General features: G+C 57.4%; 26 protein-coding genes, 1 tRNA gene and 3 pseudogenes. 19 read left to right on the forward strand and 11 right to left on the reverse strand.

Annotated features, from left to right (window positions below; all coding sequences use genetic code 11):
- Window positions 1–3 precede the first annotated feature (3 nt).
- The 7 genes and pseudogenes from ACQY4M_RS13265 to ACQY4M_RS13295 all read left to right on the forward strand — a co-directional run bounded on the left by ACQY4M_RS13265 (window position 4) and on the right by ACQY4M_RS13295 (window position 5,968).
- Complete coding sequence (locus ACQY4M_RS13265) at window positions 4–789, forward strand: ABC transporter ATP-binding protein (RefSeq protein WP_428544907.1); 786 nt, start codon at window positions 4–6, stop codon at window positions 787–789.
- A pseudogene (locus tag ACQY4M_RS13270) lies at window positions 782–1,066 on the forward strand (ABC transporter permease); the annotation flags it as partial. The gene ACQY4M_RS13265 and the pseudogene ACQY4M_RS13270, both read left to right, overlap by 8 nt.
- Window positions 1,067–1,138: 72 nt before the next feature.
- Window positions 1,139–2,182 carry an IS5 family transposase gene (locus tag ACQY4M_RS13275; RefSeq protein WP_428539221.1) on the forward strand — a complete coding sequence of 348 codons (1,044 nt, stop codon included), beginning with the start codon at window positions 1,139–1,141 and terminating at the stop codon, window positions 2,180–2,182.
- Between the two features lie 93 nt (window positions 2,183–2,275).
- Window positions 2,276–2,938: pseudogene (locus ACQY4M_RS13280) on the forward strand (ABC transporter permease); the annotation flags it as partial.
- Between the two features lie 212 nt (window positions 2,939–3,150).
- Complete coding sequence (locus tag ACQY4M_RS13285; protein ID WP_428539582.1) at window positions 3,151–4,377, forward strand: IS256 family transposase; 1,227 nt, start codon at window positions 3,151–3,153, stop codon at window positions 4,375–4,377.
- Between the two features lie 61 nt (window positions 4,378–4,438).
- A pseudogene (locus tag ACQY4M_RS13290) lies at window positions 4,439–4,939 on the forward strand (ABC transporter permease); the annotation flags it as partial.
- Between the two features lie 39 nt (window positions 4,940–4,978).
- A complete protein-coding gene (locus ACQY4M_RS13295) occupies window positions 4,979–5,968 on the forward strand; it encodes an ABC transporter substrate-binding protein (RefSeq protein WP_428544910.1) in 990 nt (329 codons plus the stop codon).
- Between the two features lie 62 nt (window positions 5,969–6,030).
- Here the strand turns inward: ACQY4M_RS13295 and ACQY4M_RS13300 are convergent, their stop codons facing one another.
- The 7 genes from ACQY4M_RS13300 to ACQY4M_RS13330 all read right to left on the reverse strand — a co-directional run bounded on the left by ACQY4M_RS13300 (window position 6,031) and on the right by ACQY4M_RS13330 (window position 13,864).
- Complete coding sequence (locus ACQY4M_RS13300) at window positions 6,031–6,495, reverse strand: DUF2231 domain-containing protein (protein ID WP_428544913.1); 465 nt, start codon at window positions 6,493–6,495, stop codon at window positions 6,031–6,033.
- 166 nt (window positions 6,496–6,661) lie between these two features.
- Window positions 6,662–8,611 carry an acetate--CoA ligase gene (gene acs, locus ACQY4M_RS13305; protein WP_428544916.1) on the reverse strand — a complete coding sequence of 650 codons (1,950 nt, stop codon included), beginning with the start codon at window positions 8,609–8,611 and terminating at the stop codon, window positions 6,662–6,664.
- 57 nt (window positions 8,612–8,668) lie between these two features.
- Complete coding sequence (locus ACQY4M_RS13310; protein ID WP_428544919.1) at window positions 8,669–9,403, reverse strand: ABC transporter ATP-binding protein; 735 nt, start codon at window positions 9,401–9,403, stop codon at window positions 8,669–8,671.
- Between the two features lie 4 nt (window positions 9,404–9,407).
- On the reverse strand, window positions 9,408–10,169 hold the full coding sequence (locus tag ACQY4M_RS13315; RefSeq protein WP_428544922.1) for an ABC transporter ATP-binding protein: 762 nt from the start codon (window positions 10,167–10,169) through the stop codon (window positions 9,408–9,410).
- 12 nt (window positions 10,170–10,181) lie between these two features.
- Window positions 10,182–11,387, reverse strand: a complete 1,206-nt coding sequence (locus ACQY4M_RS13320; RefSeq protein WP_428544925.1) for a branched-chain amino acid ABC transporter permease — start codon at window positions 11,385–11,387, stop codon at window positions 10,182–10,184.
- 4 nt (window positions 11,388–11,391) lie between these two features.
- Window positions 11,392–12,423, reverse strand: coding sequence for a branched-chain amino acid ABC transporter permease (locus ACQY4M_RS13325; protein ID WP_428544928.1), 1,032 nt, complete (start codon window positions 12,421–12,423; stop codon window positions 11,392–11,394).
- 85 nt (window positions 12,424–12,508) lie between these two features.
- A complete protein-coding gene (locus ACQY4M_RS13330) occupies window positions 12,509–13,864 on the reverse strand; it encodes a substrate-binding protein (protein ID WP_428544931.1) in 1,356 nt (451 codons plus the stop codon).
- Between the two features lie 232 nt (window positions 13,865–14,096).
- Between ACQY4M_RS13330 and ACQY4M_RS13335 the strand changes: the two genes are divergently transcribed.
- From ACQY4M_RS13335 to ACQY4M_RS13370, 8 genes are all read left to right on the forward strand, one after another.
- Complete coding sequence (locus ACQY4M_RS13335; protein WP_428544934.1) at window positions 14,097–15,353, forward strand: short-chain fatty acyl-CoA regulator family protein; 1,257 nt, start codon at window positions 14,097–14,099, stop codon at window positions 15,351–15,353.
- Between the two features lie 100 nt (window positions 15,354–15,453).
- Complete coding sequence (locus ACQY4M_RS13340) at window positions 15,454–15,984, forward strand: hypothetical protein (RefSeq protein WP_428544937.1); 531 nt, start codon at window positions 15,454–15,456, stop codon at window positions 15,982–15,984.
- Window positions 15,947–16,315 carry a response regulator transcription factor gene (locus ACQY4M_RS13345; RefSeq protein WP_428544940.1) on the forward strand — a complete coding sequence of 123 codons (369 nt, stop codon included), beginning with the start codon at window positions 15,947–15,949 and terminating at the stop codon, window positions 16,313–16,315. The genes ACQY4M_RS13340 and ACQY4M_RS13345 overlap by 38 nt, the downstream gene beginning before the upstream one ends.
- Complete coding sequence (locus ACQY4M_RS13350) at window positions 16,312–16,569, forward strand: hypothetical protein (RefSeq protein WP_428544943.1); 258 nt, start codon at window positions 16,312–16,314, stop codon at window positions 16,567–16,569. Before ACQY4M_RS13345 ends, ACQY4M_RS13350 begins: the two co-directional genes overlap by 4 nt.
- Complete coding sequence (locus ACQY4M_RS13355) at window positions 16,569–19,256, forward strand: ATP-binding protein (protein ID WP_428544946.1); 2,688 nt, start codon at window positions 16,569–16,571, stop codon at window positions 19,254–19,256. The genes ACQY4M_RS13350 and ACQY4M_RS13355 overlap by 1 nt, the downstream gene beginning before the upstream one ends.
- Window positions 19,257–19,298: 42 nt before the next feature.
- Window positions 19,299–20,432 (forward strand): FliM/FliN family flagellar motor switch protein, encoded by a 1,134-nt coding sequence (locus tag ACQY4M_RS13360; RefSeq protein WP_428544949.1) that lies wholly within the window; start codon window positions 19,299–19,301, stop codon window positions 20,430–20,432.
- Window positions 20,433–20,512: 80 nt separating this feature from the next.
- Window positions 20,513–20,839, forward strand: coding sequence for a TraR/DksA family transcriptional regulator (locus tag ACQY4M_RS13365; protein WP_428544952.1), 327 nt, complete (start codon window positions 20,513–20,515; stop codon window positions 20,837–20,839).
- Window positions 20,840–20,863: 24 nt separating this feature from the next.
- Window positions 20,864–21,064 (forward strand): hypothetical protein, encoded by a 201-nt coding sequence (locus ACQY4M_RS13370; RefSeq protein ID WP_428544955.1) that lies wholly within the window; start codon window positions 20,864–20,866, stop codon window positions 21,062–21,064.
- Here ACQY4M_RS13370 and ACQY4M_RS13375 read toward each other — a convergent pair.
- Complete coding sequence (locus ACQY4M_RS13375) at window positions 21,061–21,276, reverse strand: hypothetical protein (RefSeq protein ID WP_428544958.1); 216 nt, start codon at window positions 21,274–21,276, stop codon at window positions 21,061–21,063. The two genes, ACQY4M_RS13370 and ACQY4M_RS13375, sit on opposite strands and share 4 nt — an antisense overlap.
- A 116-nt stretch (window positions 21,277–21,392) precedes the next feature.
- Between ACQY4M_RS13375 and ACQY4M_RS13380 the strand changes: the two genes are divergently transcribed.
- Entirely contained in the window at window positions 21,393–21,653 is a 261-nt protein-coding gene (locus ACQY4M_RS13380; RefSeq protein WP_428544961.1) for a DUF2312 domain-containing protein, read from the forward strand.
- Here ACQY4M_RS13380 and ACQY4M_RS13385 read toward each other — a convergent pair.
- Window positions 21,650–22,102 carry a hypothetical protein gene (locus ACQY4M_RS13385; protein WP_428544964.1) on the reverse strand — a complete coding sequence of 151 codons (453 nt, stop codon included), beginning with the start codon at window positions 22,100–22,102 and terminating at the stop codon, window positions 21,650–21,652. The genes ACQY4M_RS13380 and ACQY4M_RS13385 overlap by 4 nt on opposite strands.
- Window positions 22,099–22,974 carry a hypothetical protein gene (locus ACQY4M_RS13390; RefSeq protein WP_428544967.1) on the reverse strand — a complete coding sequence of 292 codons (876 nt, stop codon included), beginning with the start codon at window positions 22,972–22,974 and terminating at the stop codon, window positions 22,099–22,101. The genes ACQY4M_RS13385 and ACQY4M_RS13390 overlap by 4 nt, the downstream gene beginning before the upstream one ends.
- 84 nt (window positions 22,975–23,058) lie before the next feature.
- Between ACQY4M_RS13390 and ACQY4M_RS13395 the strand changes: the two genes are divergently transcribed.
- Together ACQY4M_RS13395 and ACQY4M_RS13400 are read left to right on the forward strand one after the other, a co-directional pair.
- Window positions 23,059–24,723 carry an ABC transporter permease gene (locus ACQY4M_RS13395; protein ID WP_428544970.1) on the forward strand — a complete coding sequence of 555 codons (1,665 nt, stop codon included), beginning with the start codon at window positions 23,059–23,061 and terminating at the stop codon, window positions 24,721–24,723.
- Window positions 24,724–24,795: 72 nt separating this feature from the next.
- A tRNA-Thr gene (locus tag ACQY4M_RS13400) sits at window positions 24,796–24,871 on the forward strand.
- 146 nt (window positions 24,872–25,017) lie between these two features.
- Here ACQY4M_RS13400 and ACQY4M_RS13405 read toward each other — a convergent pair.
- Window positions 25,018–25,410 carry a hypothetical protein gene (locus ACQY4M_RS13405; RefSeq protein WP_428544973.1) on the reverse strand — a complete coding sequence of 131 codons (393 nt, stop codon included), beginning with the start codon at window positions 25,408–25,410 and terminating at the stop codon, window positions 25,018–25,020.
- 66 nt (window positions 25,411–25,476) lie between these two features.
- Here ACQY4M_RS13405 and ACQY4M_RS13410 point away from each other — a divergent pair.
- A protein-coding gene (locus ACQY4M_RS13410; RefSeq protein WP_428539245.1) for an IS3 family transposase occupies window positions 25,477–26,609 on the forward strand; the annotation gives its coding sequence in 2 pieces (ribosomal slippage) (window positions 25,477–25,729 and window positions 25,729–26,609; 1,134 coding nt in all).
- The last annotated feature ends 2 nt before the right edge of the window (window positions 26,610–26,611 follow it).

The following is a 26,611-nucleotide window of genomic DNA, read 5'->3' on the forward strand; positions in this document are numbered from 1 at the left end:
AGCGTGACCACTGAAACTGTTATCAAGGCAGAAAACCTTGACCTGACCTTTCATACCAATGACGGGGATGTGCATGCGCTAAAGGATATCAATCTGGATATCCAGAAAGGTGATTTTGTTAGCTTTATCGGCCCCTCGGGCTGTGGCAAAACCACCTTTTTGCGCACGATTGCGTCACTGGAAACACCCACGGCAGGGTCGGTTTGCGTCAACGGCATGCCGGCCGAGGAAGCCCGTAAAAAACGCGCCTATGGCTATGTTTTTCAGGCCGCCGGCCTGTATCCGTGGCGTACGATCAGGGGCAATATCCGCCTTCCACTGGAAATTATGGGTTTTCCCAAAAAACAACAGGAAGACCATATTTCCAAGGTGCTTGATCTGGTTGACCTGCGTGGCTTTGGCAAGAAATTCCCCTGGCAGTTGTCAGGCGGGATGCAGCAGCGGGCCAGCATTGCCCGCGCGCTGGCGTTTGACGCGGATATCCTGCTGATGGACGAGCCGTTCGGTGCGCTGGACGAAATCGTGCGTGACCATCTGAATGAGCAATTGTTGAAACTGTGGGATCGCACCAACAAGACGATCGCCTTTGTCACCCACTCGATCCCCGAGGCGGTTTATCTATCCACGAAAATCGTGGTGATGAGCCCGCGCCCGGGGCGGATTTCGGATGTGATCGAAAGCACTCTGCCGCGGGAACGCCCGCTGGATATTCGTGACACAAAGGAATTTCTGGACATCGCGCATCGGGTGCGTGAAGGCCTGCGCGCGGGGCATGCTTATGATGAATAAATCAGTCATCCCCGTTCTGACGGTCGTTGCTATGATCATGGTGATCTGGTATGCGGCTGCGGTCTGGATGAACTCGAAATGGGTTTATGACCAAGCCGCGCGTGCCGGAGAAGAAGTCAGCTTTAGCGAGCTGGTCAAGGATACATGGTCGCAAGACCGCCCTGTTCTGCCCGCACCGCACCAGATTGTAAAAGAGCTGTATAAATCCACCGTCGAGAAAAAGATCACCAGCAAACGGTCGTTGGTCTTTCACGGCTGGATCACCCTGTCGAAGACCTCTGCATAACATCGGGATTCCCCCGGGTTGGCCGTTTTGGTAAGCTAGCCGGGAAATCTCTGGGGTGAATAGATGGACCTTTTCCTGCACGAAGCGGCGGCACGGATCGGCGCGGATGACGTTCTGTCGAAGATCGACGCGCTGATGGATTGGAACTCGTTTTTGCCGATCCTGCGGCGCGGTCTGGGGCGCTCGGGGATCGGGCCTCAGGGCTATGATCCGCTGGTTCTGTTCAAGTGTCTTCTGGTTGGCCAGTGGCACGGGCTGAGCGACCCGAAGCTGGAGCGGGCCTTGAAGGTGCGGCTGGATTTCATGCTGTTCTGCGGGCTCGATCTGCACGCGTCGGTGCCGGATGAGACGACCCACTGCCGGTTCCGCAATGCGCTGGTCCGGGGTGGCGTTTACGATGAGCTGCTGGCCGAGGTCTGCCGCCAGATCGAGGCGCATGGGCTGAAGCTGAAAGAGGCTGAGGCGGCGATCATTGATGCGACCCTGATCGCGGCGGCGGCGCGCCCGCGCACCCATATCGACGCCCCGCAGGACCGGGCAGAGGACGGGGCAAGGGAAGGGACGCCGGATGATCCGCCCGAGGTCTCACCCGACGGGGCACAGCTGCATTTCAGCGCCGACCCTGATGCCCGCTGGGTCAAGAAGGGCCGCAAGAGCACGCTCGGCTACAAGGGCTTTGCCCGCTGCGACGAAGAGGGCTTTATCGACAAGGTGCACACCACGCCCGCCAATGCCGCCGAAAGCCCCGAATTCGCCACCATGATCGCGGGCGCAAAGGCGCAGCGGGTGCTGGCCGACAAGGCCTATGCGAGCAAGGCCAACCGCCAGATGCTGCGCGGCAAATACCGCGACGGCATCCTGCGCAAGGCAGCGCGCGGCCGCCCCCTGCGGCAATCGGAGAAACGCTTCAACCGGCTGATTTCGAAACGCCGCTTCCGCATCGAGCAGACTTTCGGCACGATGAAACGCCTCTTCGGCCTGCAGCGGGCGAGATATTTCGGGCGCGCCAGGGTGCATGCCCAGATGGTCATGGCCGCCATCGCGCAAAACCTGCTCAAGGCCGCAAACAGGATCACCCTCAACCCGCAAACCCCCGCAATCGCATAGCCCCAAACCCCGCCACCCGTCTGTCCGCCGGACCCGCAGGGGCGCAAGGTGGGCGGCCGAAATCTTGCTTCAACCGAAAGCCATGGCCTCATGCAGAGGTCTTTGTCGGCCACTTTATTGGGATTCATTTTCGGAACAGGCATGGGCATCCTGCTGGCCATCGGTATCGTGCATAACCGAGCGATGGATATGAGCGTGATGCCCTGGGCGATTGCATCGCAAACCGTGCCGATCATCGCCATTGCGCCGATGATTGTGGTGGTGATGTCCACCATCGGTGCAACGGATTTTCTGGGCAAGGGGGCGGCGACGGCACTGTTTGGCTATCAACCAGCATTCATGCAGGGGCTGTTGCCCAAAGCGGTGATTGCGGCGTATCTGTCGTTCTTCCCTGTGGTCGTGGGCATGGTCAAGGGCCTGCGTAGTCCCGACAACATGCAACTGGACCTGCTGAAAACCTATAACGCCAGCAAAAGCCGCACCTTTTGGGCGCTGCGCCTGCCCAGTTCCACGCCTTATCTGTTCACATCGCTGAAAATCGGCATGGCGGGGGCGCTGGTCGGGGCGATCGTGTCGGAATTGTCGGTCAGCCCTTTGCGGGGCTTGGGCGCGCGGATGCTGACCGGCAGCTATTACGGCCAGACGATCCAGATCTGGGCGGCGCTGTTTGCGGCGGCGGCCATGGCGGCAACTTTGGTCGGGATCATCGGCATGATCGAACGCTATAGTCTTCAACGGATGGGGATGGTCAAATGATGTGGGTTGTCGGAGTCCTGATTTTCTGGGTGGCGGCCTATGCGCTGAATATATGGCTGTCCAACAGTAAATGGCGTAATACACGGGCGGTGAGATTCGCGGTGCCTGCGATTGGTAGTGTCGCGAGTTTGGTGGAAATTCGAGGACGGCGTAATCTCCGGGTGCATCGAAGCCACCCAACCGGCGGCTGGAACCGCCAAGGAGATCACGCCATGACAAAGAATACAGCAACATCGACATCCGCGCTACTGGCCAATGAAGCAGGCTATGACCCGATTGAAGACCGGCTGCGCCAGAACATCCGCGCGACGATCGAGGCGGTTTTCGAAGAGGAGCTGGAGCAGTTTCTGGGCCGTTGCCGGTATGGCCGCAGCGGCGGGGCAAAGGCCGGATACCGCCACGGGCATCGCGAGCGGCAACTGGTCGGAACATTTGGAACCGAAACGGTGCGCGTGCCGCGTGCGCGGATCACAGGCGAGGCCGGCAAGGCCAGAGAATGGCGCTCGAAGGCATTGCCCCGCTACCAGCGGCTGACGAAGAAGGCCGAGGCGCTGATCGCTGCTGTCTACCTTTCGGGCACCAACACACGGCGGGTAAAACGCGCCCTGTTCGGCCTGTTTCAGGGGGCGGTCAGCAAGGATGTGGTGAGCCGCGCCTGGCGCAAGGTGAAGGTGGACTGGCAGGCGTGGTGCGCCCGCAGCCTTGCGGATGAAGACATCGTGCGGCTGATCCTGGACGGCACCGTGATCAAAACGCGGATTGACAGGAAGGCCACCAATATCTCGGTTCTGGCCGCGATTGGCGTGCGCCGGGATGGGCAGAAGGTCTTGTTATCACTGATGAACATGGGCGGCGAAAGCACCTCCGCCTGGCGTCAGTTCATCAACGATCTGGATGCGCGCGGGTTGAAACGGCCCGAATTTGTCATCGTGGACGGGGCACCGGGACTTGAGGTCGCTCTCATTGCCCTCTGGGGTGAAGATCTGCCGATCCAGAGGTGCACGGTGCACAAGCACCGCAACCTTCTGGCCAAGGCACCCAAGCGTATGCATGATGAGTTGACAGAAGATTACCGCGACATGATCTACGCCAAAACACCCGAGGAAATCGCCACCCGCCGCAAGGCATTTCTGCGAAAATGGCGGCTGAAATGCAAGGCCGTCGCTGACAGCTTGGAAGAAGCAGGAGATAAGCTTTTCACCTTCACGCGTCTGCCACAAGGCCAGTGGAAATCGGCCAGAACGACAAATGCGATCGAACGCCTGAACGAGGAATTCCGCCGCCGCATCAAGACCCAGACCGTGCTGCCATGCGCCGAGACCGTGCCGATGCTGCTTTGGGCTCTGATGGCCTCGGGGCAGATCGTCATGCGAAAGGTCGATGGCTGGGAAACGCTCGCTCAGCCCGTCGCCGACGCAACCCTTGACCAAGCCGCCTGACCGGCGCATAACTCAACCCGCTCGGAGGTGCCTGAAATCAATTTCCACCACTTTCGAGACACAACCCGGCTTGTTGCCGGTGGGCAATTTCATTGCCGCCCTGCCGATTATCGGCACAGCCCCCATTCTGGTGATGTGGTTTGGGTTTGACTGGCAGTCCAAGGCGGCTGTGGTTGTTGTGATGGTGTTCTTTCCGATGCTTGTGAACACCGTGCAAGGTCTAAAGGCCACCGACCAGATGCAGCGTGATCTGATGCACACCTATGCGGGCAGCTATTGGCAAACGCTGTTCAAACTGCGCCTGCCGGCCGCCATGCCCGCCATTTTCAACGGCTTGAAAATAGCCACCACATTGGCGCTGATCGGTGCGATTGTGGCCGAATTCTTTGGCTCGCCCACCCGCGGGATGGGGTTTCGGATTTCGGTCGAAGTGGGCCGTCTGGGGCTGGATATGGTCTGGGCCGAAATCTTTGTCGCCGCACTTGCCGGATCGGCGTTTTACGGCGCAGTGGCGATGATCGAGAAGGGGGTCACCTTCTGGCACCCTTCACAAAGACGCTGAATCATAATACCAATGAACTACAACTAGGGAGAATACCAAATGAATAAACTACTAACAACGGCGCTGGCCGGTGCGATGGCTTTTGCGGCCGGTTTGGCACAGGCGGCAGATGATCTGACGCTGCAACTGAAGTGGGTCACGCAGGCACAGTTTGCCGGTTATTATGTGGCACTGGAGAACGGTTACTATTCAGACGAAGATCTGAACGTCACCATCAACCCCGGTGGCCCCGATATTGCCCCCGCACAGGTTATCGCCGGTGGCGGTGCCGATGTGGTGATTGACTGGATGCCATCCGCCTTGGCCGCCCGCGAAGGCGGTCTGCCGCTGGTGAATATTGCGCAGCCGTTCAAACGCTCGGGCATGATGCTGACCTGTCGCAAGGACACAGGCATCAAGACGCCCGCGGACTTCAAAGGCAAGACACTGGGTGTCTGGTTTTATGGCAACGAATATCCGTTCCTGGCATGGATGGGCAAACTGGGTCTGTCCACGGATGGCGGGCCGGATGGCGTAACCGTTCTGAAGCAGGGCTTTAACGTTGACCCTATCCTGCAAGGTCAGGCGGCCTGTGTTTCGACCATGACCTATAACGAATACTGGCAGATCATTGATGCCGGCATTGCACCCGAAGATCTGGTGACCTTCAAATACGAGGATCAGGGCGTTGCGACGCTTGAGGACGGTCTGTATGTTCTGGAAGACAAGCTGTCGGATCCTGCCGAAGTGGACAAGCTGGCCCGTTTCGTGCGTGCATCCATGAAAGGCTGGAAGTGGGCAGAAGAAAACCCGACCGAAGCCGCGATGATCGTTTTGGAAGCCGATGAAACCGGCGCACAGACCGAAAAGCATCAGGTCCGTATGATGGGCGAAGTGGCCAAACTGACCGCCGGTACCAACGGTGAACTGGACCCCGCCGATTATCAGCGCACAGTTGATACTCTGATGGGTGGTGGTTCGGACCCTGTGATTTCCAAGGCACCCGAAGGGGCCTGGACACATGTTGTGACCGATATTGCGCTTAAGTAAGCCGTAATTTGACAGAAAAACTAATTCGGCGGGGCAGTAATGGCCCCGCCGTTTTTTTACGGTTACTTCATAACCGGCGCAACATTGACACCATACTCATAGACAAGTTGTCCACCGAAATAGGCCACAACAATCACTAGCAAAACCAGTGCAATATCGACAATTGCAACAAGGCTGGATTTCCAGCCCGAGATTTCAATCGATCGCCACCAGACAAATGCTCGCAACGCTGCCCAGATGGCAAATAATGTTGCGGCAGTGGACCCAAGGCCTTCGTGCATTTCTGCCAGCCCATCCTGAAAGCCGCGTTCGACCGCTGTATCTAGCGCGATATCGCCAAAGAAGGCAGCTAAAAGGGCGGATACACCGGCTGTAACGGCGATGGCTGTCGCAACCGTAGCATAGGTGCCACGACCACCCAGTGGCAAACCGCGGGACAGACCAAACAGGTCATGAACGGCAAGTATCATGATCAAAACAATGGGAAAGTGCAGCACCATAGGGTGGAATTGTTCAATAGGGGGCATTGTGTGTCCTTCATACGAGTTAAATTCTGCTGGGAGATATAGTGTTTCAAGGTGCCAACCGCAATAAACCTTTAGATCAAGGGTCTAAACCGCAGGTATAAAGCAATAAAAAGGCCAGCCACAAAAAATGGCCGGCCTTTTCTTGCCAAAGATGGCAGGTAGGTTTCTACCCTTTATTCATCCGGTTTTCGATCAGTTCGTCTACGACCGATGGATCCGCCAGAGTCGAGGTATCACCCAATGTATTGAAATCATTCTCGGCAATCTTGCGCAGAATGCGGCGCATGATTTTGCCGGAACGGGTTTTTGGCAGGCCGGGGGCCCACTGGATCAGGTCGGGCTTGGCGATCGGGCCGATTTCGGTGCGGACCCATTTTTCAAGGTCTTTACGCAACTCGTCAGATGGCTCGACCCCGTTCATCAGGGTGACGTAGGCATAGATGCCCTGTCCCTTGATGTCATGCGGGTAACCCACCACGGCGGCTTCGGCTACATTGACATGTGCCACCAGTGCGCTTTCAACTTCGGCGGTGCCCATGCGGTGGCCGGAGACATTGATCACATCGTCAACGCGACCGGTGATCCAGTAATAGCCGTCTTCATCCCGACGACAACCGTCGCCGGAGAAGAAGTAGCCTTTGTAATCCGAAAAATAGGTCTTCTCGAACCGTTCGTGATCGCCGTAAATTGTGCGCATCTGGCCGGGCCAGCTGTCGGCAATGGCCAAGACGCCTTCTGTTTCGACGTCAACGTTTTCTTCACCACTTTGCGGGTCCAGAACAACCGGTTTCACGCCAAAGAACGGCAGCGTCGCCGAGCCTGGTTTGGTCGCGGTTGCACCGGGCAGGGGGGTGAGCATATGGCCACCGGTTTCGGTCTGCCACCATGTGTCGACGATTGGCAGTTTACCCTTGCCGACAACATCGTTGTACCAGTTCCATGCCTCGGGGTTGATCGGCTCGCCCACGGTGCCCAGTAGTTTCAGCGATGACAGATCACAGGTGGTGACCGGATCATTGCCATAGGCCATCAGCGCGCGGATGGCGGTGGGGGCGGTGTAGAACTGGTTGACCTTGTGTTTCTCGCACACCTTCCAGAACCGGCTGGCGTCAGGGTAGGTGGGCACGCCTTCGAACATCAGGGTTGTGGCCCCGTTGGCCAGTGGGCCGTAGACGATATAACTGTGGCCAGTGACCCAGCCCACATCGGCGGTGCACCAGAACACATCACCATCGTGGTAATCAAAGGTGTACTGGTGCGTCATCGCCGCATAGACCAGATAGCCGCCGCTAGAGTGCTGAACCCCCTTTGGTTTGCCGGTGGAACCGGATGTGTAAAGGATAAACAGCGGATCCTCGGCGTTCATCGGGCGCGGCGGGCAGTCGGGGCTGGCGGTTTCCATCAATGCCAGCACATCGACATCGCGGTCCTGTATCCAGGTTGTTTGGCCGCCGGTGTGTTTCACCACCAGACAGCGAACCTTGTCGGAACAGTGCAGCAAGGCCGCATCGGCGTTGGATTTCAACGGGGTCTTGCGCCCGCCGCGGGGGGCTTCGTCTGCGGTGATCAATACGCGGGCCTGACAATCGTTGATCCGGTTGGCCAGCGCATCGGGGGAAAACCCTGCAAACACCACCGAATGGATTGCACCGATGCGAGCACAGGCCAGCATGGCATAGGCGGCTTCGGGGATCATCGGCATATAGATCACCACGCGTTCACCGCGCATCACGCCTTGGGACAGCAGCACATTCGCCATCCGGTTCACCTTGTCGTGCAACTGGTTATAGGTGATGTGCTGGGCCGGTGTTTCGGGATCATCTGGCTCGAATATAATCGCGGCCTGATCACCACGGGTGGCGAGGTGGCGGTCGATACAGTTGGCGGCCACGTTCAGGGTGCCGTCCTCGAACCATTTGATATTGACCTTGCCCAGCGTGAAATCGGTGTTCTTCACCTTGGTATAGGGTTCAATCCAGTCGATGCGTTTGCCGTGTTCGCCCCAGAACGTGTCGGGGTCCTGCATCGATGCCTGATACATCGCATCATAGGTTGCCTTGTCCGCATGGGAATGGGCAACGAATTCGGGTGAGGGGGGATATGTTTTGTCTGTCATTTTCAGGTCTCCGGAGACATGAGTTTTCTAGGTGGCCCGGGATGCGGGCAGGTCAGGTTAAATAGCCAGATATTCGGCCCGCAATTCATCGTTTTCCAGCACTTCGCTGGCTAGTCCGTCAAATACAACGGTGCCAGTATCCAGAATTACGGCGCGATCGGCAAGGGCAAGGGCGCGCAGCGCGTTTTGTTCGACGATCACGGTGGTGATGCCTTGTTCTTTGATCAGGTTCAGCGTCTTTTCGATTTCGTCCACAATCACGGGGGCCAAACCCTCGTAGGGTTCGTCCAGCAGCAGCACTTTGATGTCACGGGCCAGGGCGCGGACGATGGCCAGCATCTGCTGTTCGCCGCCCGACAGGGTGACGCCCTCTTGCTTGCGGCGCTCTTTCAGACGGGGGAACAATTCGTAAAGGCGTCCCAGCGGCCAGCCTACCGGTTCGACAATTTGCGCCAGTTGCAGGTTTTCCTCAACCGTCAGGCCCGCAATGATGCGGCGGTCCTCGGGCACCAGAGAGCACCCGGCCTGCGCGGCCTGATAGGCCTTCATCTCGTGCAGGGGCTGATGGTCCAGCCAAACTTCGCCGTGGGTCATTTGCGGATTGTCCAGACGGGCGATGGCGCGCAGGGTTGATGTTTTGCCAGCCCCGTTACGGCCCAGCAGGGCCAGAATTTCGCCTTCGGGGACATTAAAGGAAACACCTTGAACGATGTAGCTTTCGCCGTAATAGGCGTGCAGGTCCGAGACCGAGAAAAAGGCGGGGGCAGAGGGGGTGTTTTCGGTTTGGCTCATGGTTTTATTCCTGCGCCTGTTCGCCAAGGTAGGCTTCTTTTACCTTGGGGTGGCCTTTGATGTTTTCCGGTGTGTCCTCGACCAGTGGCGTGCCTTGTGCCAGAACGGTGATGCGTTCGGCCAGGGAAAACACGACGTGCATGTCGTGTTCAATGATTGCCATTGTGATGTCGCGGGTGTCGCGGATGTGTTTCAGCAAATCAATGGTGTTGTTGGTGTCGGCCCGTGCCATGCCCGCTGTGGGTTCGTCCAGCAGCAACAAGCGTGGCTTTTGCACCAGACACATCGCCATTTCCAGCCGCCGTTTGTCGCCCCGAGAAAGAGAGGCCGCGTGCATATCGCGTTTATCCAGCATGTTGACGTCTTGCAGCATGTGTTCGGCTTCGTCGATAATGTCGCGTTCCTGCGCCACGGTTTCAAAGGCATGAACCCGAAATGCCCCGTCTCGGCGGGCGAAACAGGGGATCATCACGTTTTCGATCACCGTAAGGTCACCAAAGATTTCCGGTTTCTGGAACACGCGTGAAATACCCATCTGGTTGATTTCATACGGTTTACGCCCCAGTACCGATTGCCCGTCGAACATTACCGATCCAGAGTCCGGGATCAGTTTTCCAACCAGCACGTTCAGCAGGGTCGATTTGCCCGCCCCATTGGGTCCGATGATCGCGTGCACGGTGTTTTCGGCCACCGACAGGTTCACATCGCCCAGGGCTTGCAGACCGCCAAAGCGTTTGCCGACATTCTTGACTTCAAGGATACCCATAATCGTTTCTCCTTACTCGGCCACATGCGGCGTGGATTGGGGGTGGTGTTGGGGATCGTCCCCATCGCCTTTGGGCTTGCGCTTGAACAGCGCGCCAATACGCTTGCCACCTTCGACCAGCCCGCCGGGAAGGAAGGTAACGACCAGCATGAACATCAGGCCCAGCGTCAGCGCCCAGCCTTCACCGGTAAAGCGCGAGAAGAACCAGACGACACCATCGCGGATCGTATCCGGCAAAAAGGAAAACCAGCCATCCAGCACGTTGTCGTTGATCTTGGAAAAGATGTTTTCCAGATATTTGATTGCACCCGCCCCCAGCACCGGCCCCAGTAATGTGCCGGCCCCGCCAAGGATGGTCATGATCACCACCTCGCCGCCAACGGTCCATTGCATGCGTTCGGCACCTGCCAGCGGGTCCATTGCCGCCAGCAGGCCACCGGCCAGTCCGGCATACATGCCCGAGATCACAAAGGCCGCCAATGTGTAGGGGCGGGGATTCAGGCCGGTATAGGACATGCGTTGCTGGTTCGATTTCACCGCCCGCAGCATCATGCCAAAGGGCGAGCGGAAGATGCGCATGCTGATGTAGAACGCGATAATCGCGATGACAGCGCAGAAATAGAAACCTACATTGAAGGTAAAATCATGCCCCAGAACCTTCCAGTGATAGGACGAGCTTAGTTGCAGGCCAAACAGGTTAGGGTAGTTTGCCGATGTGACACTGTCCAGAATGCGCGGATCATTCGGGCGTACCTGCAAGCCGGTTTCGCCATTGGTCAGCGGGGTTAGAACCGAATAGGCCAGACGATAGCTCATTTCCGCCATCGCAAGGGTCAGGATTGAGAAATAGATGCCCGAGCGGCGCAAGGAAATCCAGCCGATCAGCAGGGAAAAGATACCGGACATGATCACCGCAAGGATCACGGCTGGCAAGACGTTCAGGGTCAGCAGTTTGAACATCCAGACGGCGGCATATGAGCCAACCCCCAAAAAGGCCGCGTGGCCAAAGGACAGATATCCGGTCAGGCCGAACAGGATGTTGAACCCCATCGCAAAGATGCCAAAGATCGCCACTTTGGCCATCAGGTCGGGATAGCCGCTATTGAATTGCGCCAGCGGGCTGTTTTCGGCAAAAGGTTGCATCAGGAACGGGGTGGTCATCGTCAGCAGGATCACAATCAGCAGGAATGACGTATCGCGTTTATTCAGGCCCAGCATGGTCTTATTCCTCCATCACGCCGCGTTTGCCCATCAATCCGCGCGGGCGAACCAGCAGGATGATGATGGCGGTCAGGTAAATGATAATTTGGTCAATCCCGGGAAAGATCGACTTGATTTCGTTCATCGAGGCGAAACTTTCGAGGATACCCAGCAGGAACCCCGCCAGCACAGCACCCGGCAGGCTGCCCATACCGCCGACAACCACCACAACAAAGGACAGCACAAGAAAATCCATGCCCATGTGGTAGTTTGGCGAATTGATCGGTGCATACATCACCCCCGCCATACCGGCCACAGCCGCGGCGATGCCGAACATGATGGTAAAGCGTTTGTCGATGTTGATGCCCAGCAGGCCAACCGTTTCGCGGTCGGCCATGCCGGCGCGAACGACCATACCGAAGGTGGTGAACCGCAAGAAAGCGAACACGCCGCTTATAACAATCAGCGAAAAGGCAAAGTAGATCATCCGCCAGTAGGGATAGATAATGGCGTTGGCTTTGAACCCCATATAGACGCCGAAATCGAACGAGCCTTTGAAGGCATCGGGTGCGCCTGTCGGGATCGGGTTGGCACCGAAAAACTGTTTGATGATTTCCTGCAAAACGATTGCAAGGCCGAAGGTCACAAGGATCTGGTCGGCGTGGGGGCGGTGGTAGAAATGCTTGATCAGCCCGCGTTCCATGATGAAGCCGATAAGAATCATAATCGGGATGGAAAACAGGATCGCCAGTGGCACTGACCAGTCAATAATGGCCGCGCCCATGTCATGGCCGAACCATGTTTCGACATAGGGGGTTTTTACCTTGGCCGGATTGCCCAGAAAATCGGTCTTGGTCGGGTCCAGAACCACGCTGGACAGGTTCAGGATTTTTTGCAAGGTCACCGCGCAGAACGCGCCGATCATGAACAAGGCCCCGTGGGCAAAGTTCACCACACCCAAGGTGCCAAATATAAGGGTCAGTCCAAGCGCGATCAGCGCATAGGCGCTTCCCTTGTCCAATCCGTTCAGAATTTGAAGAAGTATCTGGTCCATCATCCCCGCCCGATGTGTATATCAATAGTCCCGGCCGCACGAAGGATCGCGCGACCGGGTGTAGCCGTATTGAGTGGTGGCTGATTTATGCGCCCGGGTTACATTTACCCAGTTCACCACCGGCAAACATCGGGTTGTCAGGGGCATATTCCACCTGTGCCCGCGGGGTGATCTGCACAACTTCCAGAAGGTCAAACTCGTTTTCAGGGTTTTCCTTCCCGCGCACGACCAGCACGTCTTTGAAGCACTGGTGATCAGCGGCACGGTATTCGGTCGCACCGTTGCCCAGCCCGTCAAAGGTGAACCCTTCAAGCGCTTCGCCGACGGCACAGGGGTTGTGGCTTCCTGCGCGCTGGCAGGCATCGGCATAAAGCAGGGTCTGACAGTAAACCGTATGGGCGGCCTGCGACGGCGGGAAGCCGTATTTGGTGCCGAACGATTTTACGAATGCCTTGGAGCCTTCGTCCTGAAGCGACCAGTGCCAGTTTGTCGAGCCAAGGATGCCCTTCACGTTCTCGCCGGCCCCTTTAGCCATCAGGCGGGAATAGAGCGGCACTACGATCTCGAATTTTTTGCCGTTGACCATCTTGTCGCGCAGACCGAACTGCACCGCAGCAGTCAGCGAGTTGACCATGTTGCCGCCGTAGTGGTTCAGCACCAGCACATCGGCACCCGAGTTCAGAACCGGCGCGACGTAAGAACTGAAGTCGGTTGTGGCCAGTGGTGTTTTCACCGCGTTCACGGTTTCCCAGCCCATCGCTTCGGTTGCCTGCTTGATCGAGGCTTCTTGCGTCCAGCCCCATGTATAGTCGGCTGTCAGGTGATAGGCCTTGCGATCCGCGCCATAAAGATCCTTCAGCACCGGTGCCAGCGCAGCGGCAGACATATAGGCGTTAAAGAAGTGGCGGAAACCGTTGGCTTTTTTGTCTTTGCCCGTGGTGTCGTTCGAGTGGGTCAAACCGGCCATGAAGATAACGCCGGCCTCTTGGCACAGGCCCTGCACGGCAATCGCCACGCCCGAGGAAGATCCGCCGGTGATCATCACCGCGCCGTCTTTTTCGATCATGGATTTGGCCGAAGCGCGGGCTGCATCCGATTTGGTCTGTGTATCGCCGGTGACGAATTCAACCTTGTTGCCAAGGATGCCGGTTCCGTCCAGCGATTTTGAGCTGAATGTATTCAGCATACCGCCATCGCCTTCACCGTTCAGGTGCTCGACCGCCAGCTGATAGGCGCGCAGCTCATCGCCGCCTTCATCCGCATAGGGGCCGGACTGGGGCACGTTAAAGCCAAGGATGACCTTGCCGCCGGTTGGCGCGTTGGTGTAACCACCGCTACCAGCCCAGACATTGCTGGTGAACAGGGTTGGCATCGCCAGACCTGCCCCCGCCACCGCACCTGTTTTCAGCAGGCCGCGACGTGTGAGTTTTGAGTTGGACATTTAGTTCCTCCCGTTATCGAGTTTAATCCCGAGTTAGCGTCTGCACCTCCTCCGCGCAGACAAAACCTTTTTTACAAGGATGCCGATATCATCGGTGAGAATGGGTTAATCTAGCAACAACTACCTTGAATTACTCAACAAAATTGTAAATAAATACACGGCATGTGGTAGAAAATTGTAAATAAATTTTCAATGCGATTATCGAAGCCCTTGAGAAAAAGAGGAAATACAGATGCCGCGCCAAACACTAACCGGCAACCGGATACGCGCCAAGCGGATGGAAACCGGCCTGAAACAGGTGGATTTGGCGAAAAAGGTGGGTATTTCGCCTGCCTATCTGAACCTGATCGAACACAACAAGCGCAGAATCGGCGGTAAACTGCTGCTGGATCTGGCGCGGGAATTACAGGTTGAACCTTCCGCTCTGTCCGAAGGGGCCGAGGCGGCGTTGGTGGCTACGTTACGCGATGCGGCAAGCCAGACTGAAGGCGTGGAACTGGCGCAAGTTGACGATTTTGCGGGGCGGTTTCCGGGTTGGGCCGGTGTGATGGTGGCCCAACACGCGAGGATCAACCGGCTGGAACATACTGTGGCGACCCTGACTGACCGTCTGACCCATGATCCGTTTCTGTCCACATCTCTGCACGAGGTTCTTTCCACCGCTGCTGCCATTCGCTCTACGGCATCCATTCTGGCAGGAGGCGATGCGGTCGAGCCGGAGTGGCAGGCGCGGTTCCAGCGCAATCTGCTGGAAGATGCCAAGCGGCTGGCCGAGGGGGCCAGTGCGCTGGTGTCCTATCTGGACGGGGCAGGGGATGTGGAAAGCACGTTAAGTTCACCGCTAGAGGAGCTGGAAACCTATCTGCAGGCGCGGGGTTATCATCTGCCCGAGGTCGAGGCGGGGCAGAACGTGGCGGCCGAAGGGGCTGTGGCCGATTATCTGGCGCGCTATCGGGCGGATGCACTGGCTTTGCCTTTGGCAGCGTTTCAGGCGGCGGTGGCCGAGGGGCTGGATCCCGTGCAATTGGCGGCGCTGTTCGGGGTGGATCTGGCAACAGTGCTGCGCCGCATGGCCAGTTTGCCGGATGTCGAGGGGCAGGCAGCGGTGGGTTTGGTGGCTTGTGATGCCTCCGGTGCGCTGCTGTTTCGCAAACCCGTCGAGGGGTTCCCGATGCCGCAATTCGGTGCGGCCTGTCCATTGTGGCCGATGTATCAGGCCTTGTTGCGCCCGCAGGTGCCGATCCGTGCGGTGGTGCTGCAAACTGAACGGGATTCGCCGCGGTTTCTGACCTATGCGGTGGCACAACCACGGGTTTTGACGGGTTTTGACGGGGTGCAGATTATCGAGGCGGTGATGCTGGTGATCCCTGAAAACCGTGCAGGAGATTTGGGCGAGGATGGGCAGCCGGTGGGCACGTCCTGCCGGATATGCCCGCGCGCGGATTGCGCTGCGCGGCGCGAGGTATCAATTCTAGCGCAAGAGGGGTAAGGCTGTTTAACGGGGCCGTGCCGGGCCACGCAAATATTTGCCCCTGTGGGGCGTGCCTGCGGCGCGGATACATACGGTAACAAAGATTTAGAGGAAGACGATGGTTAAACCAATTAAAACACTTGTAATGGTCCTGATTGCGGGCGCGCTGGGCGGGTTCAGCAGTGGTATTCTGGTCTGGTTGCTGGGCGCTCTGGGGGTTACGCCGGCGTTGGGCTTTCATATGGTGCCGGATTTCAGTTTTGGCTGGATTTCGCGGCGGGTCATGGCCAGCGCGGTTTGGGGGCTGGTTTTCCTGATCCCGATTTATAATAGCAAACCGGTTCTGAAAGGGGCCGTTCTGGGCATTTTGCCGTGGCTATCCAGTATTCTTTATGTGCTGCCCTTTGTGAAGGGTGCCGGATTTCTTGGGCTTGATCTGGGTATGGGCACGCCAATTTGGACCCTGTTTTCGGTGCCTTATGGGGGATCACCGGCACATTGTTTCTGGCGCGGGTTGCAAGGAAGTTTTGACACAGCGCCCCAGTTTATGGATAGTGCCACAGCGCCAACATGGCCAAGCTGTCATTGGACCAACGGGGGGAGGCTGACAGGTGGGCAAAAAAGTTCTTCTGATCGAAGACGAGCCTAATATCATCGAGGCGATCAGTTTTATACTGAAACGCGATGGCTGGACTGTGGCGACCCATGCCGAGGGGACCACGGCGCTAGAGGCGATTCTGCGCCATGCACCGGATGTGGTTATTCTGGATGTGATGCTGCCCGGACGTTCGGGCTATGATATTTTGCAAGATTTACGCGGCAGCGATGGCGGGCAGGATTTGCCGGTGCTGATGCTGACCGCGCGCGGCCAGACCAAGGACCGCGAGATGGCCGAACGGCTGGGTGCCAGCCGGTTCATGACCAAACCCTTTTCCAACAAGGAAGTGCTGGCCGCCATTCACGAGCTGGTGCAGGCGTGAGCGAGCGCCGCCAACCGCTGTTTCTGGAGCGCGAAAGTTACCGTCAGCGCCGCACCACCGATGCGGCCCGTCTGCTGCCGATTCTTGGATTTCTGGCGCTGTGTCTGCCAATCCTGTGGGGCGGTGAAGAGGGGCGATATACCTCGGTCGGGGTGATTTACCTGTTTGGTGTCTGGGTGGTGTTGATTGCGGTTGCAATGCTGCTGGCCCGCAGGCTACGCCGGATTGATGTGCAGCAGGGTGCGCCGGACTGATGCTGTCCTTCAACACCCTGATTGCGGTTTGTCTGGCCTATGTGGTGGCGCTGTTCCTGATTGCTTTTGCCGCAGACCGGCGGGCACGGCAGGGCAAATTCGGCTGGCTGCGCTCGCCGCTGGTTTATACGCTTAGCTTGTCGATCTATTGCACCGCCTGGACGTTTTACGGCGCGGTGGGCTATGCGGCGCGATCCGGGCTGGAATTCTTGACCATCTATCTGGGGCCGACACTGGTGATGGTTGGCTGGTGGTGGATATTGCGCAAACTGGTGCGGATCGGGCGCAGCCAGCGGATTACATCCATCGCTGACCTGATTTCCTCACGCTATGGTAAATCGAACCTTTTGGGGGTGATCGTCACCCTGATGGCCGTGATCGGCACAACGCCCTATATCGCGTTGCAATTACAGTCGGTCACCCTGTCGTTTGCGGTGTTTGCGGGTCGCTCGGGCGGTTGGGCCGCGTCTGATCTGAACGCAACGGCATTGTGGGTGGCGGCGGGTTTAGCGCTGTTTACCGTGCTGTTCGGTACCCGTAATCTGGATGCGAATGAACGTCATTACGGCGTGGTCACCGCGATTGCTGTCGAAGCGGTGATGAAGCTGTTCGCCCTGCTGGCCGTTGGCGTGTTCGTGGTTTGGGGTGTGGCGGACGGGGCCGGTGATATTCTGGCACGGATTGATGCATCCCCGATTGCGGGGTGGGAGTTGAAGCCGGGCCGCTGGGTCAGTCTGATTTTCCTGTCGGCGGTGGCGTTCCTGACCCTGCCACGTATGTTTCAGGTGATGGTGGTGGAAAACGCGGACGAACGCCACCTGTCCACCGCCAGCTGGGCCTTTCCGCTGTATCTGATGCTGATGAGCCTGTTTGTGGTGCCGATCGCCGTGGTCGGGCTGGATCTGATGCCCGCCGGTTCCAACCCCGATCTGTTCGTGTTGACTGTGCCGTTGTCGCAGGGACGCGAGGGGTTGGCGACTCTGTCTTTTCTTGGCGGATTTTCCAGCGCTACGTCAATGGTGATCGTGGCGGCGATTGCGCTGTCGACGATGGTGTCGAACCATATTGTGATGCCGATCTGGTTAAGTGTGGCGCGGCAGGGGGCGACCGTTTCGGGTGATGTGCGCCAAGTGGTTCTGACCGCGCGACGGATGTCGATTGCGGGGATTTTGGCGCTGGGCTATGCCTATTACCGCGTGTCGGGCGGCGGTGCAGCACTGGCGGCGATCGGGTTGATTTCCTTTGTCGGGGTGGCACAGTTTTTGCCCGCGCTGCTGGGGGGTATTTTCTGGCGTGGAGCCATGCGGATGGGGGCGGCGGTGGGGCTGTTGACCGGTTTCGGCCTGTGGGCCTATACGCTGTTTTTGCCCAGTTTTGGTGGCTCGGTCATCCTGTCGGCGGACCTGTTGGCGCAGGGGCCATTCGGCATCGGCTGGCTGCGCCCGCAAGCCCTGTTCGGCGTTAGTGGCATGGACCCGCTGGTGCATGCACTGTTCTGGAGCCTGACCCTGAACACCATCGCCTTTTGCACCGTCTCGCTGGCCAGTTTTCCGCGCCCGCAGGAACGCCTGCAAGGGGCGCAGTTCGTCAATGTGTTCGACCATAACCCGAACGCGCAGGGCTGGGTCAGCGGCATGGCCGAGGCTGAAGACCTGCTGGTGATGGCGCAACGGATACTGGGGCCGGAACAGGCGCAAAACCTGTTTTCCCGCGAAGCGGCAAGGCAGGGCAAGGCGGGGTATTTGCCCGATACATCGCCCGATTTCCTGCAACGGCTGGAACGTGAATTGGCGGGGTCAGTGGGGGCGGCGACGGGCCATGCGATGATCGGGCAGATCGTTGGCGGGGCCAGTGTTTCGGTGGGCGATCTGATGGCGGTGGCGGATGAAACCGCGCAGATGATGGAATACTCCAGCCAGTTGGAAGCCAAATCCGCCGAGCTGGAGCGCACCGCGCGCCAATTGCGCGAAGTGAACGAAAAGCTGACCGATCTGTCGGTGCAAAAGGATGCCTTCCTTAGCCAGATCAGCCATGAATTGCGCACGCCAATGACCTCGATCCGGGCATTTTCGGAAATCATGCGCGAAGGCGGGATAACGGCAAACGAGCGGGCGAAATACGCAAAAATTATACATGACGAAACCATTCGCCTGACCCGCCTGCTGGATGATCTGCTGGACCTGAGTGTGCTGGAAAGCGGGCAGGTGGAAATGAACATACAAACGGCTGATTTGCAGGATATTATTGACCGATCAGTCACATCGGCGGGGGGCGATGGCTACCTGACGATCCATCGTGACCCGCCGCGCGAACAGGTGGTGTTGCTGACCGATCCTGACCGCCTGTCGCAGGTGTTCATCAACCTGATTGCCAACGCCTGTAAATACTGTGACGCTGAACAGCCGGAACTGCGGATCAGGGTGCGTCGCAAGGGTGGTCACGTCGAGGTGGATTTTGTTGACAATGGCACAGGGATTCCTGCCAAAAGCCAGCCGTTGCTTTTCGAGAAATTTTCGCGGCTTGGTGATCAGAGGGCGGCGGGTGGTGCCGGTCTGGGGCTGGCAATCAGCCGCGAAATTATGACCAACCTTGGCGGCAGCGTGATTTACCTGCCGGGGCAGGGCGGGGCGGCATTTCGGGTGTCTTTGCCGGTGAACGGTGACACGTCAACCAAATCTAAACCATAAGTCCGCTAAGGTCGGGCCAATATTCGGGCCGGACGGGACAATATGGGCGAAACAACACAGCTTACCACGTTACAACGCAAGGCCGGGGCAGGCCGCAGTGAAAGTGAATCGGCGGGGATGACACCGGCCAAGGCGCTGCGGTTGGCCCTGTCCAAGGCGGCGCAGGATGAACTGTCGCTGGCGCTGCGGGTGCAAGGTGTGGAAGAATCGCGGGTGAACCAGCCGGGGTTGCTGACGGCATTGTCGAATGATCTGTTGCTGTTGCTGCTGGAGGGGCCACAAGGGGGCCTTGGCGTTGCGGCTCTGGACATTCAGGCGCTGGCCGCGCTGATCGAGGTGCAGACGATAGGGCAGGTGTTGAAATCACCTGCCACACAGCGGCGGGCCACCGCAACGGACAGCGCGATGTGTGAACCACTGCTGGATCGGGTTTTGCAGGAATTCGAGGGGCATCTGGCAGGAAGCTCTGCCGAACGCTGGGCCACGGCGTTCCGGTTTGGTGAACGGGTGGAAAACACACGGTTGCTGGGCCTTCGGATAGACGAGGTGGATTACCGGCTGTTTCGCATTACAATGGATATGGCTGACGGGGCGAAACAGGGGGAAATGCTGCTGGCGTTGCCTGCGGATGGCGGAATAAAAATGAATACGGCCGCAGAGGGCGGGCACGACTGGGCACAGTTGTTGCAAAAGGCAGTGCAGGCCAGTCATGTCGACCTGCTGGCGGTCTTGCACCGGATGCAAATACCATTGGCCAAAGCCCGCGCATTCAAACCCGGTGATCTGGTGCCCGTGCCGCAAAGCGCGATTGGCGCGGTGCAGTTGGAAGGGGGCGACGGGCGGATTGTCGGGATGGCACGGCTGGGGCAGCAAAACGGGAACAGGGCGTTGCGGATTTCGGTTGGGGCTGTGTCGGATACACCTGCGGGTGGGCCAGACATGGCCAATATCACTTCAAGTATGGCCCCGGACCCTTTGATGAATACTGTCACTGATACCTCGCTGCCCGATGGGGATATGGCCCCGGAAATACCCATGATGCCTATGGAGACAAAGGGGGACGATGGATTGCCCGACCTGCCCATGGCCCAGATGGAAAATCTATCCGCAGAGGATGCAGGCGGTATTAGCGAAATGCCTATGGCGGCTATGCCGATGGATATGGAAATCGGCTGATTCCATTGGGCTTGACCCATATCAAGGCAGGCTTGAGGGCTTTGCGCCTACCATATCTTCAACGAGAAGGAGAACAGGATATGGCAGATATTTCGAAAAGACGCGCCGCCCTGAATGACCGCTTGAAAGAACTGGAAGACCGTCTTTTGCAAATTGACGAGGATCTGGATTCACATACCACAAAAGACTGGGAAGAACTGGCAGTCGAGCGGGAAGAGGACGAGGTTCTGGAAGGAATGGGCTTGTCAGCACAGGCGGAAATCCGCATGATCAAGGCTGCATTGCAAAGGATGGACGAAGGCGAATACGGATATTGCGTTGAATGCGGTGACAAAATTTCCGAAGAACGGCTGGATATACTTCCCTATACTCCGTTTTGCGCTAAATGTGCCGCAAAACATACATAGAAACCCAACGCGCGAGGTGACCCGATGGCATTTGAGGAACTGAAGGCCGGCATAGCGATGCTGATGGACGAGATCGCTAAACGCCCCGAGGACGCGCATGTCTTGCAAGAGCAATTGCGCGAGAAGATCTCCGAGATGAAAACCCTTGGACAGCCAGTGCCCGAAGATATTCTGGAACTGGAACTGGAACTGGCATTGGAGGAGAAGCCCAAAGACGAGGGTTAACCTAGTACAATCCCTGCCACGACCATCATCAGCCCAACCATCGACAGGAACAACGCGGCCATATTCAGCAGGACGATACGTTGCAGCCGGGCGCGCATTTCTTCGTCCGGCAGGTTGGCGCGTTTGGCCTTCAGGGCCAGCATGATGCAATAGAAAATCCCGACCAGCCCGATCAGGGAAACCACGGCACCTGCCCAGATAAGAATGTCCATAATTGCGCCTTTCACTGTTTTCCCACCGCTAACCGATCAATTTGCCTTGGGCAAGCCCTTGCACGTGCGGGGCTGGGGTATTAGGGAAGGGTCCAGTCAAGCAAAGGGCATATGTGATGAACGAGACCTCTTCCGATACCAGCTACCGCGTAACCGCCGATGAATTGCGCCAGTTTATCGAACGCATCGAGCGGCTGGACGCCGAGAAAAAAGACATTGCCGAAGCGCAAAAAGAGGTGATGGCCGAGGCCAAGGGGCGCGGCTATGACACCAAAGTTATGCGCAAACTGATCGCGCTTCGCAAACGCGACGCACAGGATATTGCCGAGGAAGAGGCGGTGCTGGACATGTATAAAGAAGCACTTGGAATGAGCTAGCTGCGGCCAGTTAGCCGTTTGAATAATGACGGTTTTTCCGGCTCAGGCGGTGGCGGCATATCCTCCGGTTTGATCCGGCTGATGATCCAGCGCGGCAGGATCGGGATTCCGGATATATTGCAGGATGATCCCATCGCCGAGGGATCAAAGACCTTGATAAACGCAGGGTTCCTGACATCGTCAACATAGATTGCCCCGCAATGCGACATGTCGCGGCGGCTGTTGATCAGGGCTTGGGCTTTGGTCAATACGTCGGCCAGTTCCGTGGCACTGGCGGCGGTGTCCGGTGCGGGCTGTTCGGGGTTAAAAATGAACCAGTCGCCGGATGTGCCTGACATATGGGCCCAGAAGGCATCAACATCAGGCCAGTTCAATATACCGGAAAAACGGCCCTGATAGCTATTCCAGAACGGGGTGTCCGGCAGGGTGGTCGGGTTGGTTTTGGTCATGGGGTTATCAGTTTTACTGCGGGGATTTTGGATATCCTGTCAAGATCCTGTTCATACAGATCTGACAGATCCGCACCCATTGCCGGAGTCCAGCCATCGGGTAATTCATCGGCAGGATCGGCTTTGGGCTGTGCGAATTTATCCAGAAAAGTATTTATTATCCTTTGTTTGTGTCGGCCGGTTTTGGGCGGATTGGCCGCAAGATAATTCAGATACAGTTTCAACCCTTCCCCGGTCATGTGGCGGCTCAGTATATCCTCTTCATCTTGAAGTGCTATCGCTTCGGCGGTTCCTGTAAGATTGCGCATGACCCGCGACCAGATCAAAGGGCAATCTTCGTGTCGCCAGACGATCACACGGGCCCCCGGATTCGCAATGCTGATCTTGTTGATCAGATCGGACCATTTAATGCTGTAAGGGTCGGTTCCGTATAGAAATTTATCCAGGGTTAAACCAGTCGTATTGCCGAACACAGCGGGAATGAAAGTGGCCGGATTTCTTATGGATAAATGGAACTCGATACTGGCACCGTCAAACAGTTTCCCAAGGGCTGCGGTGACTTCCGGTGCTTTTCCGTAAAGGGTTTGATGCCGGAATACCCAAGGAACAAACGCCATGAAGTCGGCGGCGGACAGGACAAGCCGTTTGACCATAAGCTCGTCGGTAATCTGTGTCAGCAAGGCCTGCTGCTCATCTTCGGATGGCGTCGCCCCATTCAGGGCGCCAAGTGTTTGCCGGATTAAACGCCGGTATCGGCTGGGGCCAGGGATAATAATACCTTGCGGGTTTAGCGTTTCCCGGTTTTTCAACAGCGATTTGAGCAGCCGGTCCTCACCCGTGCAATGGGCCCCAAGATGAAAGATTACCTGCATAGTACTATTCCTGCCTTCTTTAATCACACCATAGTATAAGAGGAAATCTGGACAGATACAGCGGTTTCCTCTACCCCTTGCCAAATGACCGAGAGAAACACTCAAGCAATCCCCGCGCGCAAACCGATCTGGCGCCCCGATCCTTGGTCGGCAGGTGCATTGCTGATTGCGGCGCTGGTGATGATGCCGATAGCCTCGGTTGTGTGGATTGCCTTCCATCCGGCCGAAAACATCTGGCCGCACCTGCTGGCCACAACCCTGCCACGTTATCTGGTGAATTCGCTGGTGATGATGCTGTTGGTGGGCGTGCTGGCGGCGCTGATCGGGGTCGGGGCGGCATGGCTGGTGGCGATGTACCGCTTTCCCGGCGCGCGCTGGCTGGAATGGCTGTTGCTGTTTCCGCTGGCGATTCCTGCCTATGTCGGGGCCTATGCGCTGGTGGATTTTCTGGAATATGCGGGGCCGGTGCAAACCTGGTTGCGCGGGGTGTTCGGCTGGGCCACATCGCGGGACTACTGGTTCCCCGAAATCCGGTCGCGCGGGGCGGCGATCCTTGTGATGGCGCTGGCGCTATATCCCTATGTCTATCTGCTGACCCGAAGTGCCTTTCGCGAGCAGTCAGGCAACACCTACGAGGTCGCCCGTGCGCTGGGCTCCGGTCCGTGGAAGCGGTTCTGGCGGGTGGGCCTGCCGCTGGTGCGTCCGGCGATTGCCGCGGGCATGGCGATTGTTATGATGGAAACGGTCAGCGATTTTGGTACGGTTGAATTTTTCGCCGTGCAAACCCTGACCACCGGCATTTTCACCACTTGGCTTGAAGCGAATAACGCCGGAGGTGCTGCCCAGATCGCCGGTGTTGTGTTGTTGCTGGTGCTGCTGCTGGTGGGGCTTGAGAAATCCAGCCGCCGCAATCAACGTTTTCACGAGGGTGCGCGGCACAAACGCCCAATCGTGCAAATCCCGCTGCCGGGTATACGCGGCTGGCTAGCCACCCTGTTTTGCACCCTGCCGTTTCTGGGCGGTTTTGTGTTGCCCGTAGGGGTGATGCTGTCACATGCACTACGCAATACCGAGTACTGGTCCAATCCGGCGCTGGGGCGTGCTTTGTGGAACACCATCAGCGTTGGTGGCGGGGCGGCAGTGGTCACGATCACGGCGGCGGTGTTTCTGGTCTATGGCGTGCGCCTGACCGGTCGCCGCCTGCCGCGTTTGATTATGCCATTCACCACCATCGGATACGCCGCCCCTGGGGCTGTGCTGGCGGTGGGCATCCTGATCCCGCTTGCAGCTGTTGACAACAAGCTGGCCGATTTCGTCGAATGGGCAACCGGTGTGGACATCGGTCTGGTTCTCACGGGTACGGGATTTGCCATTGTTTTTGCCTATTCGGTGCGCTTTTTCGCCATTGCCCAAGGCGCGGCGGACGGCGCGATGGGGCGGATTTCACCCAGCCTGCCGATGGCCGCGCGATCATTGGGCCGCTCGGCCGGTGGCACATTGCTCACCGTTTACGCCCCGCTGATCCGCAGCTCGCTGATGACGGCGCTGTTGCTGGTGTTTGTGGACAGCGTCAAGGAACTGCCCGCCACATTGCTGCTGCGCCCGTTCAACTACAACACACTGTCAACGCTGGTGTACGAGCAAGCCTCGCTTGAAAACATTGGCGAGGCCTCGCCGGCCGCTTTGCTGGTGATCGGCGTTGGTATGCTGGCGGTTTTACTGTTGGCGCGAGGCAACAGGGGGGCATAGGATTATGATTGATGAAATTTCCTGATTTTCGGGCTTGCAAGAGCGGTTTCTAGCGCGTAAATCACCCCGAGTGCCCCTATAGCTCAGCTGGTAGAGCAACTGATTTGTAATCAGTAGGTCCGCGGTTCGAGTCCGTGTGGGGGCACCACTTTCCAATTTTATATAGTCCAGTGACATTCGTTTCAGCTTCTGGCACCAAGTCCATTGCAATACTTTCTTAGATCACGGCGGGCTGGGTATTTCCAAAACCCAGCGTTGAAATGAAGTGGTGTATCACAGATCATTGCTGGAGGATCATCCAATCAAGATCAGGTTCGATTTCAGGATTGCAATCAGCGCCACAAGCCCGAACAGCAGGTAAAGCCCTACCGAAATCGCAATGCGTTTCTTCATCAGACCGGCAAAATTCTGTGCCATGCTGTCGGGCGTTCGCCGCAGCCCCAGAACACCGACAGCCATACCGATGCCGGTCGCGGTGAACAGCGGCAGATACATCCAGTAGCCGATGTAATCGAACTGCGATTTGATCACGTCGAACGGGCAGTGGTGGTGCGGTTGCTCGTAGGTATAGGACGAAATGACCGACACAATCGCGGTGATCGAGATCATGAAGAACACCGCACTGGCCAGTCCGTATAGCGCCTGTGCCACCCTGAACCGCATTGCCAGAAGGGCCAGCAGGACCATAGAGGTGGTCGCGGAAATTCGGACCAGTTGTTAAGGTGGATCGACTTATGAGAAAGACGATTCAAAATGACGAAACGAAAGAACCATTCTCCCGAATTCAAAGCCCGCGTTGCGCTTGAAGCAATCCGCGAGGAAATGACGATGGCGGAGCTGTCGAAGAAGTATGGTGTGCATCCAACCCAGATTGGCACATGGAAACGAGCAGCGATTGAAAACATGGCCACGGCATTTTCCAGACGGGGCCGTGATCCTGATCGGGTTGATGAAGCCCAGATTGAGAAGCTGCACTCCAAGATTGGTCAGCTGGTCGTGGAACGGGATTTTTTAGCCAACGCCTCGCAACAGTTGCTCGGGAAGCGAGGCAAAAAATGGTGAGCCGTGAGCATGATCTGAGTGTGCGACGACAATGCGGGCTACTTTCTCTGGCGCGCTCGAACCTGTATTACCAGCCAAAAGGCGAAAGTGCTGAAAATTTGCGGTTCATGACAATAATCGACAAGCAATTCTTGCAGACGCCGTGGTATGGATCACGGCAAATGGCCCGGCACATGCAGCGCCAAGGTTACAAGTGTGGTCGCCACAGGGTCCGCCGTTTGATGCGGCTGATGCGGTTGGTTCCGATCTACCAGACGCCCAACACGAGCAAGAAACATCCGCAGCATAAGATCTACCCGTATCTGCTGCGAGACCTGACGATTGATCGTCCAAACCATGTGTGGTGCGTAGATATCACCTACATTCCGATGCAGCGCGGGTTCCTCTATTTGGTCGCGATCATGGACTGGCACAGCCGCAAGGTTTTGAGCTGGAGATTGTCAAACAGCATGGAGGCAGATTTTTGCGTTGAAGCCCTGAAAGAGGCTATGGCCAAATACGGCAAGCCCGATATCATGAACAGCGACCAGGGCAGCCAGTTCACCGGGTTTGAATGGACGCAGGCGCTGAAAGAAGCCGACGTGAAAATCTCGATGGATGGCAAAGGTCGCTGGGTCGATAACCGGATGATCGAGCGGCTTTGGCGATCCTTGAAATACGAATGCATTTACCTCAACGCATTTGAAACGGGTTCGCAGACCCGCGCCGGGATCGGGAAATGGTTGGCTTACTACAACACCGAGCGCCCGCATTCCACCCACGGAATATTGACCCCGGATGAAGCCTATGACAGAAAAACAAAACCAATGAGTTTGGCAGCCTAAAT

Source organism: Profundibacter sp., assembly GCF_965277155.1.
In the GTDB taxonomy this organism is placed as follows: Bacteria; Pseudomonadota; Alphaproteobacteria; order Rhodobacterales; family Rhodobacteraceae; genus Profundibacter.

Coding starts and splice junctions, on each gene's coding strand:
- ACQY4M_RS13320 (WP_428544925.1), bottom strand. CDS start 11,387: ATGCTGGGCCTGAATAAACGCGATACGTCATTCCTGCTGATTGTGATC.
- ACQY4M_RS13300 (WP_428544913.1), bottom strand. CDS start 6,495: ATGCCCCCTATTGAACAATTCCACCCTATGGTGCTGCACTTTCCCATT.
- ACQY4M_RS13340 (WP_428544937.1), top strand. CDS start 15,454: ATGGTTAAACCAATTAAAACACTTGTAATGGTCCTGATTGCGGGCGCG.
- ACQY4M_RS13335 (WP_428544934.1), top strand. CDS start 14,097: ATGCCGCGCCAAACACTAACCGGCAACCGGATACGCGCCAAGCGGATG.
- ACQY4M_RS13285 (WP_428539582.1), top strand. CDS start 3,151: ATGACAAAGAATACAGCAACATCGACATCCGCGCTACTGGCCAATGAA.
- ACQY4M_RS13365 (WP_428544952.1), top strand. CDS start 20,513: ATGGCAGATATTTCGAAAAGACGCGCCGCCCTGAATGACCGCTTGAAA.
- ACQY4M_RS13360 (WP_428544949.1), top strand. CDS start 19,299: ATGGGCGAAACAACACAGCTTACCACGTTACAACGCAAGGCCGGGGCA.
- ACQY4M_RS13315 (WP_428544922.1), bottom strand. CDS start 10,169: ATGGGTATCCTTGAAGTCAAGAATGTCGGCAAACGCTTTGGCGGTCTG.
- ACQY4M_RS13355 (WP_428544946.1), top strand. CDS start 16,569: ATGCTGTCCTTCAACACCCTGATTGCGGTTTGTCTGGCCTATGTGGTG.
- ACQY4M_RS13330 (WP_428544931.1), bottom strand. CDS start 13,864: ATGTCCAACTCAAAACTCACACGTCGCGGCCTGCTGAAAACAGGTGCG.
- ACQY4M_RS13385 (WP_428544964.1), bottom strand. CDS start 22,102: ATGACCAAAACCAACCCGACCACCCTGCCGGACACCCCGTTCTGGAAT.
- ACQY4M_RS13380 (WP_428544961.1), top strand. CDS start 21,393: ATGAACGAGACCTCTTCCGATACCAGCTACCGCGTAACCGCCGATGAA.
- acs (WP_428544916.1), bottom strand. CDS start 8,611: ATGACAGACAAAACATATCCCCCCTCACCCGAATTCGTTGCCCATTCC.
- ACQY4M_RS13405 (WP_428544973.1), bottom strand. CDS start 25,410: ATGGTCCTGCTGGCCCTTCTGGCAATGCGGTTCAGGGTGGCACAGGCG.
- ACQY4M_RS13390 (WP_428544967.1), bottom strand. CDS start 22,974: ATGCAGGTAATCTTTCATCTTGGGGCCCATTGCACGGGTGAGGACCGG.
- ACQY4M_RS13275 (WP_428539221.1), top strand. CDS start 1,139: ATGGACCTTTTCCTGCACGAAGCGGCGGCACGGATCGGCGCGGATGAC.
- ACQY4M_RS13310 (WP_428544919.1), bottom strand. CDS start 9,403: ATGAGCCAAACCGAAAACACCCCCTCTGCCCCCGCCTTTTTCTCGGTC.
- ACQY4M_RS13325 (WP_428544928.1), bottom strand. CDS start 12,423: ATGGACCAGATACTTCTTCAAATTCTGAACGGATTGGACAAGGGAAGC.
- ACQY4M_RS13375 (WP_428544958.1), bottom strand. CDS start 21,276: ATGGACATTCTTATCTGGGCAGGTGCCGTGGTTTCCCTGATCGGGCTG.
- ACQY4M_RS13370 (WP_428544955.1), top strand. CDS start 20,864: ATGGCATTTGAGGAACTGAAGGCCGGCATAGCGATGCTGATGGACGAG.
- ACQY4M_RS13395 (WP_428544970.1), top strand. CDS start 23,059: ATGACCGAGAGAAACACTCAAGCAATCCCCGCGCGCAAACCGATCTGG.
- ACQY4M_RS13295 (WP_428544910.1), top strand. CDS start 4,979: ATGAATAAACTACTAACAACGGCGCTGGCCGGTGCGATGGCTTTTGCG.